Raw genomic sequence first — 19,285 nt, 5'->3', positions numbered from 1 at the left:
GCCATAGAATTTATCTCAAGCACCAAACTTGGCAAGCCTTAGAGAGTGTGCCAACATGAGATTTATGAGCTTTTCTGCGGGAAAAATGCCAAGCTCACCCTTCAAACACTCCCTTTCTGTAAACCTTTCTGAAGTTCCACCCAGCACGTAGGGAGAATGCAAAAGCACTGGCACAGGATGCCAAGAGTGTCCTCTTAGCATGGAGGGAGTGGAGTGGTCTCCTGTTATAACAAACACATCTGGTTTTAACTCCAAAAGCTCTGGCAGATGTTTGTCAAACTCCTCTATCACCCTTATCTTGCCTTCATAGTTGCCATCCTCACCGTAAGAGTCCGTTTTCTTTATATGCAGGAAGAAAAAGTCATAGTCCTGCCAGACATCTTTGAGAGCCATTATCTGGTCTTGTATGGACTGACCCTCAAAGTCTATGAGTTCCATACCCACAAGGCTTGCAAGACCCCTATACATGGGATAGACCGCAATAGCACAGGCTTTTAGACCAAACCTCTCTTCAAAACTTTCCATCTTTGGCTTTTGAGAAAAACCCCTCAAAAGCATATAGTTAGCCTTTGGCTCATCTGCGAGCACTTCTTCTATTTTTTCCAAAAGTTTTCTCAAGACATGAGCCACCTTTTCTGACGCTTCATTTAAGCCTTTCGGCTCTATGGGCTCAAGTCCTTCCTTTTGTGGGTCTGTGTCCCTTATACGGTCGCTACCCTCTGGAAGAGCCTCTGGAAACCTCAAGAGCAAGGCAACTCTGTGCTCCATACCCGGAGCAAAAAACACCCTTACACCATCCACTTCCCTTATCGCCTCTGAGAGCTTCTTAGTTATCCTTCTGTTCTCCTCCGTAGGAATCCTTCCTGCCCTCCTATCCTTTACTATTAACCTACCATTTACCCTCTCCACCGTGGCGTAGTTTCCTCTTATGGCTATGTCTGTATCCCTTACCTCAAGCCCAAGTCCAAGAGCCTCCAATATACCCCTACCTATTTGATACTCCAAGGGATTGTAGCCAAAAATACCCAGATGACCAGGACCACTACCGGGTGTTATGCCATAGTCCACAGGAATATGCATGCCAAGGGCAGACCTTTTGGCTAAGCTGTCAAGGTTTGGAGTGTTGGCAAGCTCAAGCTCCGTCTTTGTATCCTTCACAGGTAGCCCACCAAGACCATCAAGGACCACCATAAGTATCTTTGTGCTGTTCTTTATGAGCAAGTCCTTCAGCATAAGTTAAGATTTTACCAGCTTATGGTCCTATCTGTCTTAGGAAAGGAGGTATTTCTTCACTTTTGAGCCATCCGCACTCCTCAAGCCCTCTTTCTACAGCTTCCTGTGATTTCTTTGTCCTCTCCATAAGCAGTTTCACAAAGTCCTGCCTTCTACCCTTATACTCCTCTATCTCCTCATAGCTAACTTCAGGAAAACGGGAAACTATCCTATCCTTTACTATGTTCCACGCAGCAAGGTTAGAGTATAGGTTAAACTCCTTGTTTCTAACCGTTTCCTTTACCGTGAGGGATTTTAGAAACTCAAACCTTTCTGGCTTTATGGTTAGGATGGCTTCCGCCATAAGCGGGTCAACGGTGTAGAATATTCCAAAGAGCTTACCCAGTATTCTCCTTTGAGTTCTTATGACCTGGTCAAGAATGCTCTGGACTTCTGGCTCTACCTTGTCGTATATCAGCTCAAAGTAGTTTAGCTCCTCTAATTCAAGACCGCCCAGATATCTTATAAAGTTGGCAAGCTCATGGTAGCTAACATTTGCTTCCTCTTTCCCTTCTTCCTCCAACTCCTTTTCAGTTTCTCCATAGTCTAAGACCACATCCGTGTGGACGGGAGGTATTATGTGGTAGGTTTCAGATTCCCAGCCAGCCTTTCTTAGTATCTGCTCCGCACCATCCTCAGGGAGGTTATACTTTTGCATTAGAAGTCTTTTTAACCCATCTCTATCTTTCTTGTATTTATCAAGCTCCTCATCGGGTATGTCCACCTCCACGTAAACGAGCTTTTCCTTCCCATCTTGGAAAATCACCACGTTCTTTCTTCCCTTTATATGTCTTTTTATAAACTTCCAGTCCTCGTCGGTCATTATGGGTTCAGGATGCCACTGCTTTGACATCTCTTCCTCAAGTTCAAGGTATGGGACTGTTTCATACCATGTTGCCTTGCTTAGCTTTGATTCTATTACCTCCTCACTTTCACCAGTCTTTTTCCTTGCGTATTCTACGAATTCCCTTCTCTTGAACTTAAACCTTTCTATCTCATCAAGGGTAAGCTCTGGGAAGAGAACCTTTAGCTTGTATTTTATAAAGTCCCAGTTTCCAAAGAGGTTTTGAGGTTCAATAGCTTCATATCCGTATGGGTTTGTCCGGAGAAAATCAAAGTAATAACCCACAAATTTCCTTACCCTTGGGTCTGTGAGGGCAAGGGTCTTTATAAAATCTGGGTCGTAGAACTCAATTATACTTAAGAGCCTAGCTATGTTAACCTTTTTTATGTTGTGCAGGTGGCAAAGCTCTACCGCATACCTTTTGGGCATATTGTCCACACCGCAGTATTCGTTGAGAACCTCCATCTCAGAGCGTAAAAGGCTTCTAAAGAAGGCAAGTTTTTCTCTGACCGCGAGGCTTTCTTTGTTAAGCATTAGCTCTATCATCTTTCCCACCTCCTTACTTTTAAGTATAGTCTTTATATAATTTCAGTCAATAAAACCTTTTTATGCACCCTATAAGTAAAATTTTTGTTTATTGTTGTGTTTTGGTTTAAAATATAAGTGGGGGAGTTAACGTGGAAAAAGTTGTTAGCTTTGATATTGAGACCTTTTGTCCCACGGAGGAGCTTACAGGAGAAGAGCTTTTATATCTTAGAGGTAGAAAGGACTACAATTCTGAAGAGGGCTTCCACAGAGACCTTGCAACAAACCCTTATGTTTCCATCTTAATTTCCTTTTCCCTCTTCTTCTTGGAGGAGAATGTAGGATATGTCTTTTATATGGCTGAAGAAGATAAAAAAGAAAAGTCCAATATCACAGTAGATAGTAGAAACATAGAAACACTGTATACCTCTATATCTTTAAAAGATGGGCTTCTTTCTGCAGAGAAAAGGCTTCTTGAGTTCCTCTGGGAACAGCTAAAAGATGTTGATAAGCTTATTAGCTTTTACGGAAAGGACTTTGATATGGAGTTTATCAAAATAAGAACAATATTACAGGGCATTAAACCCGTCGCCCTCTATAAACACCTTCTTTCCAAAAACAAAAACCACATAGACCTAAGAGAACTGTTTAATGTAGGTAGGAACAACTACTCTCTCAACTTTATAGCAAAAAGGCTTAATCTTCCTATAGATAAGGGCGATATGGACGGTTCAAAGGTGAGAGATGCCTTTCTAAATAAAGAATACAAGAAGGTGGCAGAATACAACCTAAGGGATGCTATCATAACGGGCATGCTCTACGAAAGGGTTAAAGATTATATCCAAAACAAACCTCTCGTTGACCTTTTAACATCCGCAGGTTTTTCCAGTAGCAATGAGGTTGTAGAATACGCTCTTGATAATGGGCTTCTGACTGAAAGAGAAGTTTCCAATCTCATAAACCTCTATGGTAAAGGACCAACGGATAGACAAGTGCAAACTTTGCGTAATTTAACACCCAATAACGAGCCAGACTTGGGAGAGGTTTGTGGTCTTCTAAATTACGAAACCATCTGTAGAATAGTAAAATCAAGGGAAGAGGAAGACCACGAAGAAGAAATAACCTAACTTGTCCTCTACAAAGGCTTGGCATATATTTATAAGCAGGAGGTTATTATGTCTTTGAAACCTTTAAAGCTTAGAAAGAAAACCGTTCCAGTTCCTATAATTCAAGGTGGAATGGGTGTGGGTATATCCTGGGAAAGGCTGGCAGGTGCTGTAGCGAGAGAGGGTGCGGTCGGTGTGGTATCTGCGGTAGGCACTGGCTACAGATACCCAGAGCTTGTCAAAAGAGATAGGTTTGGAAGACCTATAGGGTCAATATACACCCATAGCAAGGAAGCCCTCACGAGGCTAATACAGGAAGCAAAGAGGATTTCGGAAGGTAAGGGTGCCATAGGAGTAAACATACTCTGTGCCATAACCGACTACGGAAGGGTTGCGCAAGATGCGGTTGAAGCTGGTGCGGATGCAATAATATCTGGTGCGGGTCTTCCCCTTAGGCTTCCTGAGTATGTGGGTGATGCGGATGTGGCGTTAATTCCCATAGTTTCCTCTGCCAGAGCCCTTAACCTTATATGCAGGACTTGGGAGAAAAAATACAAAAGGCTTCCTGATGCGGTTGTTCTTGAGGGTCCAAAATCTGGAGGGCATCAAGGCTTTAAATACGAAGAGTGCTTTATGCCAGAATATCAACTTGAGAACCTTTTCCCTTCTGTCCTTGAAGAAGCTCAAAGATGGGGAAGTATTCCAGTTATAGTGGCGGGTGGTGTTTGGAGCTACAAGGACATAGTCTACTACATGCAGAAGGGTGCAAGCGGTGTGCAAATGGCAACACGCTTTATAGCCACTCATGAGTGTGATGCACCACCCATATACAAGGAAATAGTCCTTAACGCAGAAGAAGAGGACATAATGCTCTTTAAGTCCCCTGTGGGCTATCCTCTTAGGGTAATAAGGACACCCTTTATAGAAAGACTTCTTGCTGGATACAATGGATGGAACGGCTGTGTTTCTCATTGTATAACACCCTGCAACAAGGGAGAAGAAGCTAAGAAGGTAGGCTTTTGCATAGCGGACAGGCTTGGCTCTGCGTGGCTTGGAAACTACGAGGAGGGCATATTCATAAGTGGTGCAAACGGACACCTACTTAAAAAGCAGGGAATAATAAGCGTAAAGGAGCTTATTGAAATACTCACAGGCAAAAGACCAGACCCAACCCTTGAGGAAGAAGGTGTTTTAAAATAAAACTTAAGGAGGGGTTATATGTTTAGGGCACTTTGGACATCAGCCTCTGGTATGACAGCTCAGCAGACAAACTTGGACGTTATTTCTCATAATATGGCAAATGTGAACACGGTGGGCTTTAAGAAAATGAGAGCAACCTTTCAGGACTTGGTCTACCAAACCATAAGGGACCCGGGAGCACCCACATCTCCTGCCACCAGAAATCCATCTGGCTTTCAGATAGGTCTTGGAACATACATATCGGACACTTACGGCATATTCACTCAGGGAAACATCTTCCAAACAGGTAATCAGTTAGACATAGCCATTCAGGGAGAGGGCTTTTTTAAGGTGGTTCTGCCAGACGGCACAATAGCCTACACAAGGAACGGCCAGTTCAGGCTTGATGCGGACGGAAGGATAGTTAATCCAGATGGCTATCCAATTGACCCAGAAATAACCATACCACCAGACGCTATAAGCCTGGGTGTTGGTCCTGATGGCACTGTAACGGTTCTGAGGCAGGGTGCTACCGCGGTGGAAGAGGTAGGTAGGTTTGAGCTTGCCAAGTTTGTAAACCCTGCAGGTCTTAGAAGGATAGGAAACAATCTATTTATACAAACTGATGCATCAGGCGAGCCAGTGGTGGACAACCCGGGCAACCAAGGCATAGGCACACTTCTTCAGGGATACCTTGAAGCCTCCAATGTGAACATAGTGGAGGAGATGGTAAACCTCATAATAGCTCAAAGGGCTTTTGAGTTCAACACAAAGGGTATTACCGCTGCGGATGAGATGCTTGGACAGACCGCTAATTTAAGAAGGTAAGCTATAATTTAATCCATGGCTGAGGAGGTAAAAGAAGCAAAAGAGGAAAAAAAAGGCGGGTCTAAGAAGATACTTTTTATTTTACCGCTCCTGTTGGTTATACTTGCAGGAGGTGGTGGAGCCTACTTTTTCCTTTTTGCGAAAAAGGAGAAAAAGGGAGATAACGCACCTCTCCCTTCTCAAGTAGGTGTTATGATGGACTTGGGAGTTTTTACCGTAAACCTTGCAGACAGGGATACAGACGCCTACGCAAGAGTTGCCATAACCCTTGAGCTTTCCAATGAGAAGGTAAGGCAGGAGGTAGATAAGAGGCTACCCATAATAAAGGATGCCATAATTGATGTAATAAGCAGTAAAACCTCCTCCTTTGTGAGAACTCCTGAGGGTAGAGAAAGCCTAAGGCTTGAGCTTATAAGAAGGATAAACACCATACTCTTTGAGGGTGGAGTTAGGAACATATACTTTACAGAATTTGTGGTGCAGACCACATGACTGATTTATTCTTTAGCTTTCTGCGCACCTTTGTCGCATTAGGCATAGTGATAGTCCTTATACTTATCACTCTTCCATACCTTCTCCCTCTCCTTCAAAGGCTCCGCTGGACAAGGGAGGAAAAAGGGTCAGAGATTAAACTTAGAAGGGTCATACCCTTAGGTAGAAACATGCTCCTTGTGGAGCTTGAGATAAAGGGAAAGCTCTTTGTCCTTGCTATAACAGAAGGTGCGGTGGAGGTGGTCTACAAGGATGAAGATAATCCTGCTTAGCCTTCTACTTTCTTTACCCGCCCTATCTCAACAGATAATCCCCAACATAGACATAAGGGTGGGAACAGGTCAATTAGACACATCCATAAGGCTCTTGATACTGCTTACCATCCTTTCCCTTGCACCCTCTATCTTCATAATGACCACCTCCTTTATAAGGATAGTTATAGTTCTTTCTCTTCTTAGACAGGCTTTGGGGGTTCCCACTGTTCCACCCAATCAGGTTATAGTTTCCCTTGCACTCTTCCTTACCTTCTTTATTATGAAGCCCGTCTTTGATAGAATAAACTCTGAAGCTCTTCAACCTCTTCTCAAAAACGAGATTACGGACGATGTTTTTTTTGACAGAACCTCCTCCATCATGAAGGAATTCATGGCAAAAAACACCAAAAAAGAAAGCCTAAAGGTCTTTCTTGATATATCAGGTCTCTCAAAGGAAGAGAAAGAGAACATAAAAAGCCCTCAAGATATTCCTCTGAGCGTTCTTATACCTGCTTTCATGGTAAGCGAAATAACCACAGCCTTTCAGATAGTCTTTTTGCTTTATCTTCCCTTTTTGATAATAGACCTTGTGGTTGCCTCTATCCTCATATCCATGGGTATTCTTATGATACCGCCTCAAATAATATCTCTACCCTTTAAGATAATGCTCTTTGTGCTTGCAAACGGCTGGGAGCTTGTGGTATTATCCCTTGTAAGGAGCTACCAATGAGCCCAGATATGGTTATATCCTTCGGACAAAAGGCTCTTGAGATGGCTCTTATGCTGTCCGCACCAGTGCTTCTTGCCACCTTTTTGGTGGGTCTGATAATAAGCATTCTACAGTCCGCTACGCAGATACAAGAAATGACCCTAAGCTACATACCGAAGATAATAGTTGCATACATAACGGTGCTTGTGCTCGGTGCGTGGATGCTTAACAAACTTCTTGACTACACAAAAGAGCTAATCATAAATATGCCTACTTGGCTGAGATGACTCTTGATATAAACGCGCTTCTTACCCTATTTCTTGTATATCTGAGGGTTGTTAGCTTTCTCCTTTTAGTGCCCCTGTTTGGCAAGGAATTTATGCCAAACACCTTTAAGGTTTTCTTGGCAACCGCCATAGGCTTTGCCCTATTTCTTTATTCAGATATAAAGCCTGTTGAGTTCCCTACCACCGCACACTTTTTTCTTGCATGTCTAAAGGAAGTCCTCTTTGGCTTTACCGCAGGGTTGATGCTTAGGCTTATTTTTGATGCCATGCAGATGGCTGGAGAGCTTATAAGCCTTAATATGGGTCTTGGTCTTGCTACCATATTTAACCCACAACAGCCTCAAAGCACGGTCTTTGCCTTTTTCTTGTCCCTTTTGGCAACTATGTTTTTCCTTGCCTTAGGTGGTGCGGAGATTGTTTTGCTATCTATAAGCAGGAGTTTTCAGAGTGTTCCACCGGGAGGCTTTGACTTATATGGGATAAACCCTGAGGTCTTCCTGAGCTTTTTTTACGAGAGCTTCCTTCTCGCCTTCAAAATTGCCCTTCCAGTTATAGTGGTTATGCTCTTTTTTAATCTTGTGCTTGCTCTCATAAACAGGTTCATACCACAGATAAACGTCTTTATAGTGGGGTTGCCCATTCAAGTTTTTATAGGTTTTGTGGTTCTAACTTTGTCTTTTCCTGTGATATTTCTTGCTTATTCTTCCCACGTAAGAGAGTATATAATTAAGTTTGTAGCCCTTATAGGTGGACAGTAATGGCTCAAGAAAATAGGACAGAAAAGGCAACGCCATATAGGCGTAAAAAATTAAGGGAAGAGGGAAATGTAGCAAAAAGCCCAGAAATCGCATCTTCCTTAACGGTGTTTCTGTCCACCGTTGTCTTGTTTTTTATAGGTGCTTATCTCTTTTATGAGGTCGTAGGTTTTGTGCATTTTATTGTGGATAACCCTTCTATGAGCCTATCTTCTGCGGTTGAGTATGCAAGCCAACGTTTTCCAAGAATGCTTTTGCCACTATTTCTTATTACATTGCTTACTGTGGTGCTTGCACATGTAGGTCAGTTTGGCTTTATATTTACCCTAAAACCTCTCCAGTTTAAGTGGGAAAGGCTAAACCCCTTTGAAGGTCTAAAGAGGATTTTTTCCCTTAACACCGCCTTTGACCTCTTTAAAAATATACTAAAAGTGTCCCTTTTTATGGTAATTTCCTACTTCATACTTAAGGGAGATTTGTATAACCTTTTTAGTGCTCCTTCCCAAGACGCTTCAAGTTTCCTGCTTTACGCTCTGAGGCTTACCTTTAAGTTAATCTTAGTGCTTAGCGTTTTTGCAATACTTATAGCCTTGCTTGATTATGCTTACAAAAGGTGGGATTACGAGAGAAGAATAAGGATGAGTAAGGAGGAGATAAAGGAAGAATACAAACAGCAAGAAGGAGACCCTCAGATAAAGTCTGCCATAAAAAGGCGTATGAGACAGCTTGCCAGAGGTAGGATGATGAAAGAAGTTCCAAAGGCAAGCGTTGTCATCACAAACCCTACACACATAGCCATAGCTTTAAGATACAACCCTGAAGAAGGAGACAAAGCACCAAAGGTTTTAGCAAAGGGAAAGGGAGCTATAGCGGAAAGGATAGTTAGCATAGCCAACGAGAGTGGTGTGCCAGTTATAAGGAAAGAGGAGCTCGCAAGAGCCATGTATCCTGTGGTAGAAGTAGGAGAGGAAATACCTCCAAAGTTCTACAGGGCTGTTGCAGAAATTATAGCCTTCATAATGTTTAGGAAAAGGAGGCTTACCGCATGAGCGAGGTGGGCAAGGTGCTTTTGCTAATGGGCTTTGTTCTCCTCATCTTGGGATTACTGCTTACCTTCTTTGAGAAACTTCCCCTTGGGCTCGGAAGACTTCCAGGGGACATTGTGATAAAAAGGGATAACTTTACTTTCTACTTTCCCCTCGGCACTTCCATAATACTGAGTGTAGTCTTCTCTTTACTTCTTACCCTTCTTTTTAGCCTGTTGAGGAAGTAAAATTTTCTTATGCGTGTGGGCATCCTTGGTGGTGGACAGCTCGGCTGGATGACCATCCTTGAGGGCAGGAAGTTAGGCTTTGAGTTTTTTGTCCTTGACCCAGACCCCAAGTCTCCTGCAAGCAAAATATCAGAGAGGTGGTTTCCACCAGATAGGGTAGAAGAGTTTATAAAAACTTGTGATGTTATTACCTATGAGTTTGAACATATACACCAAGAGGTTTTAGAAAAGGTTTATGACCTTACCACACCCTCTTTGAACGTGCTTGAAACAAAAAGGAGCAGGATAAGAGAAAAGGAATTTTACAGAAAAAGAGACTATCCTACCGCAGAGTTTACCACCGCAAGTTGGAAAGACTTAAGGGAGAAAGTAAGGAATTTTGGACTTCCCTGTGTGGTAAAGTCAGAAAGTTTAGGATACGATGGAAAGGGACAGTATAGAGTTTACTACTTGGAGGATGTGGAGGACATTCTAAAAAATCATACTGAAGGAGAGAAGTTCCTAATAGAGCGGTTTGTGGATTTTAGCTTTGAGTTTTCTCTCATAGGTGTAAGAGACCAAAAGGGCAACAGCAAACTCTATCCTCTTACTGTAAACCACCACGAGGGAGGGATTTTACTCTATAACCAAACGAGGAGTTTTTCCATAAAAGAGGCAGAGGATATAGTTTTGTCTCTAATGGAGGATTTAGACCTTGTGGGTCTTTTGGCGGTGGAGTTTTTCTACACTTGGAATGGTAAGGTCCTCATAAACGAGTTTGCACCCAGACCTCACAACACAGGGCATTACAGCCTTGATGCTTGCTATACCTCTCAGTTTGAAAACTTACTAAGGGCTATATGTGGTCTTCCACTGGGTTCAACAAGGCTTAAACTACCCTCAGGCATGGTTAACATCTTAGGGCTCTCCTTAGAAGATATAGACCTGTCAAGCCTTCTCTCCCTTGAGGGAACAAAGCTCTACTGGTATGGAAAGGACAAAAAGCCAAGAAGAAAGATGGGACACATAAACATAACCGCAAGCACAGAGCAAGAGCTTGAGGAAAGACTTGAGAAGATAGTTAACCTTCTTTATTCCCATGAGCCTTCTTAAGGAATTTCTCAGTCAGGTGGGTGAGGGTTATCTGCTTATCGACAAGGAAGGAAGGGTGGTTTTTGGCAACGATTTTCTATTGAAAAGAAGGCTTTTAAGAGAAAACTTTGAAGGTAAACCCTACTATGAGTGCGTCAACAACCTCACAGTAGTGAGCTGTCTTGCGGAAGCCTTCTCAGAGAAAAAGGACAAGGTTTGCAACTTTGACCATGAAGAGAGGGAGTATACCCTGTATGCCTTTACAGGTAGCGAGCTTACTGTGGTTCGTTTTTCGGATATAACGGAGCTAAGAAGGTATGAAAGGTCAAGAAGGGAGTTTGTTGCCAACGTGTCTCATGAACTGAAAACACCCATAGCGGTGCTTAAAAGCCTTTTGGAGACTCTATACGAAGAGGAGGACAGGGAGGAGAAAAAAGTATTTTTGGAAAAAGCCCTCAAACGTGTTGAGGACATGAGAAGGCTTGTAGAAGACCTTCTTATACTTACCAAGTTGGAGTCTGGTGAGGAAAGAATAAAGAGAGAGGATGTGGACCTTAGGCTCTTAGTTGAGGAGGTCTTTGACCTATTAGAGCCACAGGCAAAAGAGAGAAACATAAGCCTTATAAATTCCGTAGATAGGGAGCTAAAGGTTAAAGGAGACTGGGACAAACTTTTCCTTCTTCTTAAAAACCTTGTGGACAACGCCATAAAATACAACAGGGAGGGAGGAAAAGTGGAAGTTAAAGCCAAAAGAGAAAACCAATACGTCCAACTGCAAGTTCAAGACACTGGCATAGGTATACCAAAAGAGCATATTCCCTTTATCTTTGAAAGGTTCTATAGGGTAGACCCTTCCAGGTCAAGAAACTTAGGTGGGACTGGTCTTGGTCTCTCTATCGTAAAGCATATAGCCTTATCTCACGGTGGGAAAATAGAGGTGCAGAGCAAAGAAGGTGTAGGGAGCATCTTTAGTGTATTCTTACCCTTAGAGTAGATGTCCGAGTTTTAGCTTTTTTGCCTCTAAGTATCTCTGATTATGCTCGCAGGCTGGGAGTTTGAGTGGCACTCTCTCTACCACCTCAAGACCATAGCCTTCAAGGGCTACTATCTTCCGAGGATTGTTGGTCAAAAGCCTCATCTTTTTCACACCAAGGTCAAGAAGTATCTGAACACCAATGCCGTAATCCCTTAGGTCTGCAGGGTATCCTACTTTCTCGTTAGCCTCCACCGTATCATATCCCATATCCTGAAGATTGTATGCCTTTATCTTATTAACAATACCTATGCCTCTACCCTCATGACCCATTATGTATACAAGCACTCCCTTGCCTTCTTGGGCTATTATTTCCATTGCGGTTTCAAGCTGTCCCCTACAGTCACACCTAAGAGACTTAAAAACATCCCCAGTGAGACATTCAGAGTGAACCCTTACCAAAACAGGCTCATCTTCCTTCCATTCACCCATGGTAAGAGCTACCTGCTCCTCTCCAGTAAGTATGTGTTTGTATGCATGTATCTTGAAAAAGCCATATCTTGTGGGTAGGTTTGCGGTAGCCTCACGGACAACAAGCCTCTCCCTCTTTAGCCTGTATCTTATAAGGTCCGCTATGGTTATTATCTTTAGGTCAAACCTTTTGGCAAACTCCATAAGGTCTGGCAGTCTCGCCATTGTGCCATCCTCTTTCATTATCTCGCAGATAACACCCGCAGGATAAAGACCTGCAAGCCTTGCAAGGTCTACGCTTGCCTCTGTATGCCCTGCTCTTTCCAAAACACCCCCCGGCTTTGCCTTAAGAGGAAACACATGCCCAGGTCTTATAAAGTCCGACGGCTTTGCATCTGGGCTTACTGCAAGCCTTATGGTCATAGCTCTGTCAAAGGCGGATATGCCTGTGGTAGTGCCAAACTTAGGGTGAGCATCTATGGATACACAAAAGTAAGTGCCCTTTGGGTCTGTGTTTCTTACCGCCATTGGATATAGGTCAAGCTCATCGCACCTTTGAGGTGTTAGCGTCAAGCATATAAGTCCTCTCGCATACTTTGCCATAAAGTTTATGGCTTCTGGTGTTACCTTCTCTGCGGCCATAACAAGGTCGCCTTCGTTTTCTCTGTCTGGGTCATCCACCACTATAACCATCTTCCCCTGAGCTATGTCCTCAAGGGCTTCTTCTATGGTGTTGAACTTAAAATCCATGCAGAACCTCCTTTATGGCTTATTCGCAGAAGAGTTTTCCTTTTTCAAGACATTTTTTATCCTCTCCCAAGCTTCGTCTATTATGCTTTTCCTATAGGATTGTTGTAGATGAACCTCCTCCTTCTCAATAGCACCCTTTTTTAGCTCTTCCCTATACTGCCCTCTAAGCCTCTCCGATAAGGGTCCGCCATAGTGAACCCATAGGTGGTCTATCAAAATAAAAGCCAAAATTATTCCTACAATCCACTTTACCATACCTCTCTAATAAAATAGTCTTTCACATGGAGAATATCAAGTGGGCTATCAGGCGTCTTAGGGTCTATTGGCATCTTATACTCCTTAGCCTTGTAGGCTCTATACTTGAAGCCACTGGAACCGCAGGCATAAGCCTTCTAATGAAATCCCTCGTGGATAAGGTTTTTCTGCTAAGGGAAGGAGAACAGATAGTAAAGATAGTCATAGCCCTAATGGGTTTGGTGCTTCTTTCCCAGTTGGGAAACTTTACAGTAAAGCTCTTTTCTTCTCTATACACGGAGCTTGAGATGAAAAAGTTAAGAAGAGAGGCCTTTGAGAGGCTCATGAGGGCAGATTACTCCGCCTTTATGGGTATCTCCGCAGGAGAGTTTGCGTCAAGGGTTATATCGGACATGAACCTATACAGAAACCTAATAGGCTCTTACGCAATAAAGCTCATAAGAGAGCCTATAACGGTGCTTTTTCTCTTTGGAGTGCTTCTATACAGAGACTGGGTTCTTACCCTGAGCCTTCTTATTCTCCTTCCCCTTCTTGCCTTTGCGGTTAGATATTTTGGCACAAAAAGGGGCAAACACATAAAGAAGGCTCAAGAGGGATATGCCAACATCACAGACAGGCTCTTTAGCTCCTTTTTGGGTTTTGATAGCATAAGGAGCTTTAAGGCTCAGTCCATGTTTGAGGCTCTTTTCCAAAAGCTCAATAGCCTTCTTTTTAGGTCCAGCTTCAAGTCGGAGTTATACTTTGCCATGAATTCTGTTTTTAACTACACCTTTGGCTACTTTGTGGTTGCTATGGTGATACTCTACGGTGGATATAGAATTGTGGAAGGTAGCTTAACCCCTGGAGATTTCATATCCTACATTACCGCCCTAATCTTCTTACAAAACCCTCTTATGGAGGCTCAAAAGGGTGTGATGGAGGTGAGGTCCTCCCTTCCAGTTATACAGAGAATTAGAGAAGTCCTTAACCTGAAGGAGGAAGAGGAAGGAAGTCTCCCTCTTAGGAGCTTAAGGCAAGGCATACAGGTAGAAGGGCTCAATGTAAAACTTGGAAATGTGGAGCTTTTAAAAGACATAAACCTTTCTATTAAAAGAGGAGAGAAGATAGGCATAATGGGAGATACGGGCTCTGGAAAAAGCACCTTCTTGCGTGTTTTGGCAGGTTTTGTGCCATACGAGGGAAGTGTAAAAGTAGACGAGCTTGAGTTAAAGCATATAAGGAAGGAGGAGCTAAGAGAGCTCTTTCTGTTTCTTTCTCAAGACAGCTTTGTTTTCCCCGGCACGGTTAGAGAAAACCTACTTATTGCAGAAGACAGGGACGAGGCAGAGCTTTGGGAAGCCCTTAGGCTTGCGGGTTGTGATTTTGTAAAGGACCTTGACCAACAGGTAAGTCCAAAGAGCCTATCAGGTGGAGAAAGGCAAAGGCTTGCTCTTGCAAGGCTTTTCTTGAGGTCTCCAGAGGTTCTTTTGCTTGACGAGGTTACCTCCGCCCTTGATGCCAAGAGGGAAGAAGAGGTTCTAAACAACCTGTTTGAGAGGTTCAAGGACAAGACCATGGTGCTTGTTGCACACCGGTTTTCCAACATACTAAGGTGCGATAGGGTTTTTGTCTTCAAAGAGGGTAGGGTAGTATTCCAAGGTGAGCCAAAAACCGCCATAGAGTTTTTCCTTCAAAGCCCATAAACCGCTATACCATACTTGTCTGCGAGTTTTATGAGCTTTTCTTTTTCCAAGAGGTATACCTTTCCAGACTCTACAAAAAGCGTATCTCCTTTTATCTTCTTTATCGCTTCAATGGTTTTTGGACCTACAGTAGGCACATCTATGCGAAAGTCTTGGCTTCTTCTTGCCACCTTTATAACCCTACAGCCCTTTCCCGCAAGCTCACCAGCCCTTTCTATAGCCTTTTGAGTGCCCTCCATAGCCTCCATGCTCACCACCGCCTTATCCTTTACCACAATAGTTTGTCCCACGTCAAGGTCTGCTATCTGTCTTGCTATAGGAAAGCCCCAAAGACCATCTTCCATGGCTTCTTCAGAAGGTTCTTTGGAAGATATCTTACCTGCAGGTGCAAGAAGTTCTTCAAGGTAAGGCTTTGGGTCTGGAAACTCAAAACCCAGAGCCTCAAGTTCCTCCATGAGCGTTTTTATAAGGGTCTGAGGCTTTTTATCTTTGGCTTTCCTTAGTATCCTTATGGCAAGCTCATCAAGGGTCAAAAGGTGAGAAAATATGAGACTATGCTCAAACTTTCCTAACATTACTATGTCTTTTATCCCCTTTCTCTCAAGAGTTTTGAGTAGCCTTTCTATCCTGCCTAAGGGAAAGTATTCGTCCGCTTGCAGGTCCGTTATACCCTTAACCCCCGCCACAAAGACCTCAACACCCTTTTCCATTGCACTTTTTAGAAAAACTCTTGGCAGTTCTCCAGAGCCAGCTATCAGACACAGCTTCATAGAGAATGCTTGCCTATGAGCTTTAAAAACTCCTCTCTTGTCCTTATATCGCTAAGGAATAAGCCTCTAAGAGCAGACGTAACGGTAAGATGCCCCGGAGACATTACACCCCTCATGGACATGCAAAGATGCTCCATTTCAAGCACCACCGCCACACCCTTTGGCTTTAGCTGTTCCATAAGGAAGTCCGCTATCTGGTTTGTAAGCCTTTCCTGCACCTGAGGTCTTAGAGAAAAAGCTCGCACGCTTCTAACCAACTTGGAAAGACCGCATACTATTCCATCTGGTATATAGGCTATGTGGGCTTTCCCAAAAAAGGGCAATAGGTGGTGTTCACAAAAGGAATATATGGTTATATCCTTGACCAGCACCATCTCATTGTAAGAGCCAAACTCCTCAAAGAGTTTGAAATTAAACTCCCTTTGCCTTTCAAACTCTTCCCACATACGGGCAACCCTGTCTGGAGTTTCCCTTAGACCTTCCCTGTCTGGGTCTTCTCCTATACCCTCAAGGAAGAGCCTTATAGCCTGCTTAATTTTTTCCTTGTCTATAGCCATAGGCATTAATTATAAAACCTCACAGCTTTAGCCTTTATGATATTTGACTATGGAGGAGCTAAAAAAACACCAAAGCGTATTGATTAGTAGTATAAGACGCATAGCCTGGGTTTTTGACGCCTTTATCATTCTCACACTTTCAGTAGTGGGACTATTTCTCATAGTGTGGATAGTCTACGAGTTTTATTTGGTGCTTGTGGGACAACTGCCTCTTGAAAGAGGAGGTCTGAGCATTCTTGGCTCTGTTCTCATCCTCTATGCCATATCTGAGCTTTTGTCTGAGGAAATAAAGCACATAAGAGGAGGAGCGGTAAGCATAAGGGCTTTTGTAGGCGTTGCTCTCGCAGCAGTAATAAGAAAGGTGCTTATAGTATCCCTATCTCCAGAAAAGGTTCAGGAGCTTATAACCCTCGCTTTGGTTTTGGTAGCCTTGGGTATAGTCTTCTGGCTTATTCATAAGGTGGAAAGCTCTTCATGAGAATAGTCATATAACCTCCCCTTGAAAAAGACCACCATAAGGCTATCATATTCTTAAGAAATTCTTACAGGAGGTAGTGTTATGCAAAAGGTAGCTTTTAATTTCTTTGCTACGGACAAGGCGGTTCAAGAAGTTTTGAGGATCGCACAGGAGAACAATATAGCAGAGCCCATACTTAGAATAAGAGTTGTGCCTGGCGGATGCTCTGGTTTTCAGTATGCCATGGGCTTTGATGACACCATAGAAGAAGGTGACAATGTTTTTGAATTTGGCGGGTTAAGGATTGCTATAGACCAGTTCTCCATGCCCTATGTGAACAACGCAGAGCTTGACTATGTGATGGACTTTATGGGTGGTGGGTTCACCATAAGGAATCCCAACGTAAGTGGCTCCTGCGGTTGCGGTAGCTCCTTCTCCTGCGGATAATACTAATTGCCCCCTTTGGGGGCTTTTATTACTTTTACCTTCACAAACTCAGGCTCAATTCTCTCAATGGTTATCAGGAATTTAGGTATGTCCTTAACTTCTACTCTTAGTGTGTATTCACCCTCTTTTATACCCTTTACATTTACACCTACGCCGATTGCTTCTATCATATTTTCAGTAACAAACCTCTCCATGACTTTTAGTCTCACTCTTGCCCTCTTCCTTTCCAATTTGTATTCGTAGCCTTGCTCCTTGTTATATACTTCAATGCTCCTCTCTATACTCATAGGCACCCTCTCTCCAAGAGTTACAAAAAACCACAAGATTGTGCCCATCAGCAATGAGATAAGTTTGTATTGCCAATCTCTAAACAGAAAAACCTCAAGCCTTCTCAATTTTCAACTCCTTGAAAAGTAGCTCTCTCAGTATTTCTGGGTCAAGATTTCTATGAAGTTTTCCTCCCACCGCGAGAGATATCTCTCCAGTTTCCTCGGAGACTACAACACACACTGCGTCTGTTTCTTCCACAATACCCAAGGCAGCTCTATGTCTTGTTCCATATTTCTTAGGAAGCTCCGCAGACTTTGAAAGGGGAAGTATGCAGGAGGCGTATACCACTCTGTCTCCTCTTACCACTACCGCACCATCGTGCAGGGGTGATATGGGATTGAATATGGTAATTAGCAATTCAACGGATACAAGGCTGTCTATAAGCACGCATCCCTCTACCACACCTTCCACGCTTTGTCCTCTTTCAATGACTATAAGAGCACCTATTTGCCTATCTGATAGAAAGGAGCAAGCTCTTACCACCCTGTCCACAACCCTTTCCTCCACAGGCTTTATAAAAGATATGCCTGTTTTTTGACCTAACCTGCTGAGGGTTTTCCTTATCTCTGGTTGAAATATAACCACAAGGGAAAAAAGCCCTACCGTCCAAAGCTTTTCAAAGACCCAGGAGAGGGCTCTTAGATTAAGAAGTTCTGCAAAAAGCCAAAAACCTGCAAGCACCACAATTCCCTTAAAGATTTGAAGACCTCTGGTTATGCGAAGAAAATGCAGAACGCCATATATGAAGGCGGAAACCGCCAGTATGTCAAGGAGGTCTTTCCAAGAGAATAGGTTAACCAGCTCCCAGTTAAAATTCGCCATAAGTCCTTACCGTATCAAGAAGTGCAAGAAACTCTCTGGTTTCCTTCACGTCGTGGACCCTCACTATGTTTGCTCCCTTCATAACCGCAGGAGCAACAGCTCCCAAGCTACCATATAGCCTCTCTGTCGGCTCTGTTTTTTTCCTAAGTAATCCTTCCAGCACAATGCCTATAAAGGACTTTCTTGAAACACCCACCAAAAGGGGCAGACCAAATATCTTTAACTCCTCAAACCTTTTGAGTATTTCCACATTATGCTCTGGCAATTTTCCAAAGCCTATGCCCGGGTCAAGTATCACCTGTCCTTCGTATTGCCCTTCTCTCAATACTCTTAGCCTTTCCTCAAACCATTGGACTATTTCCTCAACCACATCCTCATAGATAGGAGGGTTTTCCTTCCACGTTTCTGGTCGTCCCTTTATATGAGTTAGCACATAGGGACAGCCATACTGAGCTACCACCCTAAACATATATTCGTCAAAGGTTCCACCGCTTATGTCGTTTATAATATCCGCTCCCTCTTCAAGGCATACTTTTGCCACCTCTGCCTTGTAGGTATCTATAGAAATCCAAATTTTGGGAAGTTCTCTTCTTACCTCTTTTAGCACGGGAAGAAGTCTTTTGAGCTCCTCTTGAGCATCTATTCGTTTAGAACCAGGTCTTGTGGATTCCGCTCCTATATCTATTATATCCGCACCTTCTTCTGCCATCTGCACAGCCCTTTTTACCGCATGGGAAGGTTCAAGGTATAAACCACCGTCGGAGAAGGAGTCTGGTGTTATGTTGAGAATACCCATAATGGCGGTTTTTATACCAAGAGGTAGGATTTTTTGGTTATATTGGAGCTTAAAGGACCTTTTTCTGTAGCTCTGAAGTCTTTCAAGTATCTTAAAGGCAAGCTCTCTATCTTCCTTTACAAGATGGGAGCAAAAGTCTCTAATCTGTGCTTCTGAGCCACAAAGGGCTATAGCCCTATCGCTATAAAAGGTATTAAGACAAGACCTCTTTGCAAGAGGGACAAGTATTTCTGGTTTTGTATCTTCCAAGTATATTACATGAAATATACCTTCAAAACTTCTATCGTATGCTTCTCTGAAAAATACACCGAGCTTTTCCTTTAAGAACCTGTAGAAGGCTTCCCTGCTTTCAAAATGCTTGACCAACATACACAATAGGA

Annotated in this window: 24 protein-coding genes; 15 read left to right on the top strand and 9 right to left on the bottom strand. The window is 43.2% G+C overall.

The window, feature by feature from the left end; all coding sequences use genetic code 11:
• Nucleotides 1-15: 15 nt before the first annotated feature.
• On the bottom strand, nucleotides 16-1,233 hold the full coding sequence (locus IAE16_RS06285) for a 2,3-bisphosphoglycerate-independent phosphoglycerate mutase (RefSeq protein ID WP_323699913.1): 1,218 nt from the start codon (nucleotides 1,231-1,233) through the stop codon (nucleotides 16-18).
• A 19-nt stretch (nucleotides 1,234-1,252) separates the two neighbouring features.
• Entirely contained in the window at nucleotides 1,253-2,662 is a 1,410-nt protein-coding gene (locus IAE16_RS06280) for a hypothetical protein (protein ID WP_323699911.1), read from the bottom strand.
• A 131-nt stretch (nucleotides 2,663-2,793) separates the two neighbouring features.
• Between IAE16_RS06280 and IAE16_RS06275 the strand changes: the two genes are divergently transcribed.
• From IAE16_RS06275 to IAE16_RS06220, 12 genes are read left to right on the top strand one after another with little or no spacing between them, the layout of a single operon-like run.
• On the top strand, nucleotides 2,794-3,768 hold the full coding sequence (locus IAE16_RS06275) for a ribonuclease H-like domain-containing protein (protein WP_323699910.1): 975 nt from the start codon (nucleotides 2,794-2,796) through the stop codon (nucleotides 3,766-3,768).
• 48 nt (nucleotides 3,769-3,816) lie between these two features.
• A complete protein-coding gene (locus IAE16_RS06270; RefSeq protein WP_323699909.1) occupies nucleotides 3,817-4,947 on the top strand; it encodes an NAD(P)H-dependent flavin oxidoreductase in 1,131 nt (376 codons plus the stop codon).
• Between the two features lie 18 nt (nucleotides 4,948-4,965).
• A complete protein-coding gene (gene flgG, locus IAE16_RS06265; protein ID WP_323699908.1) occupies nucleotides 4,966-5,754 on the top strand; it encodes a flagellar basal-body rod protein FlgG in 789 nt (262 codons plus the stop codon).
• A gap of 15 nt (nucleotides 5,755-5,769) precedes the next feature.
• On the top strand, nucleotides 5,770-6,246 hold the full coding sequence (locus tag IAE16_RS06260) for a flagellar basal body-associated FliL family protein (RefSeq protein WP_323699907.1): 477 nt from the start codon (nucleotides 5,770-5,772) through the stop codon (nucleotides 6,244-6,246).
• On the top strand, nucleotides 6,243-6,518 hold the full coding sequence (locus tag IAE16_RS06255; protein ID WP_323699906.1) for a hypothetical protein: 276 nt from the start codon (nucleotides 6,243-6,245) through the stop codon (nucleotides 6,516-6,518). Before IAE16_RS06260 ends, IAE16_RS06255 begins: the two co-directional genes overlap by 4 nt.
• The gene (gene fliP / locus IAE16_RS06250; RefSeq protein ID WP_323699904.1) at nucleotides 6,499-7,230 is read left to right on the top strand and encodes a flagellar type III secretion system pore protein FliP; all 732 of its coding nucleotides are present in this window, start codon (nucleotides 6,499-6,501) and stop codon (nucleotides 7,228-7,230) included. Before IAE16_RS06255 ends, fliP begins: the two co-directional genes overlap by 20 nt.
• Nucleotides 7,227-7,496 carry a flagellar biosynthesis protein FliQ gene (gene fliQ, locus IAE16_RS06245; RefSeq protein ID WP_323699903.1) on the top strand — a complete coding sequence of 90 codons (270 nt, stop codon included), beginning with the start codon at nucleotides 7,227-7,229 and terminating at the stop codon, nucleotides 7,494-7,496. Before fliP ends, fliQ begins: the two co-directional genes overlap by 4 nt.
• Nucleotides 7,493-8,254: a flagellar biosynthetic protein FliR gene (gene fliR, locus IAE16_RS06240; RefSeq protein ID WP_323699902.1), complete on the top strand. Its 762-nt coding sequence runs from the start codon at nucleotides 7,493-7,495 to the stop codon at nucleotides 8,252-8,254. The genes fliQ and fliR overlap by 4 nt, the downstream gene beginning before the upstream one ends.
• Nucleotides 8,254-9,300, top strand: a complete 1,047-nt coding sequence (gene flhB / locus IAE16_RS06235; RefSeq protein ID WP_323699901.1) for a flagellar biosynthesis protein FlhB — start codon at nucleotides 8,254-8,256, stop codon at nucleotides 9,298-9,300. The genes fliR and flhB overlap by 1 nt, the downstream gene beginning before the upstream one ends.
• Nucleotides 9,297-9,524, top strand: a complete 228-nt coding sequence (locus IAE16_RS06230; protein WP_323699900.1) for a DUF2905 domain-containing protein — start codon at nucleotides 9,297-9,299, stop codon at nucleotides 9,522-9,524. The genes flhB and IAE16_RS06230 overlap by 4 nt, the downstream gene beginning before the upstream one ends.
• A 9-nt stretch (nucleotides 9,525-9,533) precedes the next feature.
• Nucleotides 9,534-10,616, top strand: a complete 1,083-nt coding sequence (locus tag IAE16_RS06225) for a 5-(carboxyamino)imidazole ribonucleotide synthase (protein ID WP_323699899.1) — start codon at nucleotides 9,534-9,536, stop codon at nucleotides 10,614-10,616.
• Nucleotides 10,603-11,589: a sensor histidine kinase gene (locus tag IAE16_RS06220; RefSeq protein WP_323699898.1), complete on the top strand. Its 987-nt coding sequence runs from the start codon at nucleotides 10,603-10,605 to the stop codon at nucleotides 11,587-11,589. The genes IAE16_RS06225 and IAE16_RS06220 overlap by 14 nt, the downstream gene beginning before the upstream one ends.
• Here the strand turns inward: IAE16_RS06220 and IAE16_RS06215 are convergent.
• Both IAE16_RS06215 and IAE16_RS06210 read right to left on the bottom strand, forming a co-directional pair.
• The gene (locus IAE16_RS06215) at nucleotides 11,581-12,789 is read right to left on the bottom strand and encodes a bifunctional 3,4-dihydroxy-2-butanone-4-phosphate synthase/GTP cyclohydrolase II (RefSeq protein ID WP_323699897.1); all 1,209 of its coding nucleotides are present in this window, start codon (nucleotides 12,787-12,789) and stop codon (nucleotides 11,581-11,583) included. The genes IAE16_RS06220 and IAE16_RS06215 overlap by 9 nt on opposite strands.
• A 12-nt stretch (nucleotides 12,790-12,801) precedes the next feature.
• Nucleotides 12,802-13,044: a hypothetical protein gene (locus tag IAE16_RS06210; protein WP_323699896.1), complete on the bottom strand. Its 243-nt coding sequence runs from the start codon at nucleotides 13,042-13,044 to the stop codon at nucleotides 12,802-12,804.
• Between the two features lie 26 nt (nucleotides 13,045-13,070).
• Between IAE16_RS06210 and IAE16_RS06205 the strand changes: the two genes are divergently transcribed.
• Nucleotides 13,071-14,726 (top strand): ABC transporter ATP-binding protein, encoded by a 1,656-nt coding sequence (locus tag IAE16_RS06205; protein ID WP_323699895.1) that lies wholly within the window; start codon nucleotides 13,071-13,073, stop codon nucleotides 14,724-14,726.
• On the opposite strand, the gene IAE16_RS06200 is transcribed toward IAE16_RS06205, so the two are convergent.
• Nucleotides 14,714-15,496, bottom strand: a complete 783-nt coding sequence (locus IAE16_RS06200) for an LpxI family protein (protein ID WP_323699894.1) — start codon at nucleotides 15,494-15,496, stop codon at nucleotides 14,714-14,716. The genes IAE16_RS06205 and IAE16_RS06200 overlap by 13 nt on opposite strands.
• Nucleotides 15,493-16,053, bottom strand: coding sequence for a GTP cyclohydrolase I FolE (folE, locus tag IAE16_RS06195; RefSeq protein WP_323699893.1), 561 nt, complete (start codon nucleotides 16,051-16,053; stop codon nucleotides 15,493-15,495). Before folE ends, IAE16_RS06200 begins: the two co-directional genes overlap by 4 nt.
• Before the next feature lie 49 nt (nucleotides 16,054-16,102).
• Here folE and IAE16_RS06190 point away from each other — a divergent pair, with 49 nt between their 5' ends.
• Together IAE16_RS06190 and IAE16_RS06185 are read left to right on the top strand one after the other, a co-directional pair.
• Nucleotides 16,103-16,531 (top strand): phosphate-starvation-inducible PsiE family protein, encoded by a 429-nt coding sequence (locus tag IAE16_RS06190; RefSeq protein WP_323699892.1) that lies wholly within the window; start codon nucleotides 16,103-16,105, stop codon nucleotides 16,529-16,531.
• A gap of 81 nt (nucleotides 16,532-16,612) precedes the next feature.
• The gene (locus IAE16_RS06185; RefSeq protein ID WP_323699891.1) at nucleotides 16,613-16,957 is read left to right on the top strand and encodes a HesB/IscA family protein; all 345 of its coding nucleotides are present in this window, start codon (nucleotides 16,613-16,615) and stop codon (nucleotides 16,955-16,957) included.
• A 2-nt stretch (nucleotides 16,958-16,959) separates the two neighbouring features.
• Here the strand turns inward: IAE16_RS06185 and IAE16_RS06180 are convergent, their stop codons facing one another.
• From IAE16_RS06180 to folP, 3 genes are read right to left on the bottom strand one after another with little or no spacing between them, the layout of a single operon-like run.
• Nucleotides 16,960-17,352: a YbbR-like domain-containing protein gene (locus IAE16_RS06180; RefSeq protein WP_323699890.1), complete on the bottom strand. Its 393-nt coding sequence runs from the start codon at nucleotides 17,350-17,352 to the stop codon at nucleotides 16,960-16,962.
• Nucleotides 17,339-18,109 (bottom strand): diadenylate cyclase CdaA, encoded by a 771-nt coding sequence (cdaA, locus tag IAE16_RS06175; protein WP_323699889.1) that lies wholly within the window; start codon nucleotides 18,107-18,109, stop codon nucleotides 17,339-17,341. The genes IAE16_RS06180 and cdaA overlap by 14 nt, the downstream gene beginning before the upstream one ends.
• On the bottom strand, nucleotides 18,096-19,274 hold the full coding sequence (folP, locus tag IAE16_RS06170; protein WP_323699888.1) for a dihydropteroate synthase: 1,179 nt from the start codon (nucleotides 19,272-19,274) through the stop codon (nucleotides 18,096-18,098). The genes cdaA and folP overlap by 14 nt, the downstream gene beginning before the upstream one ends.
• Nucleotides 19,275-19,285: the final 11 nt, after the last annotated feature.

Origin of the sequence: Hydrogenobacter sp. T-2 (genome assembly GCF_033971325.1) — a bacterium.
Lineage (GTDB): Bacteria > Aquificota > Aquificia > Aquificales > Aquificaceae > Pampinifervens > Pampinifervens diazotrophicum.
Note: the sequence above shows the minus strand (reverse complement) of the source record. Positions and strands in the feature narration are given on the sequence as shown.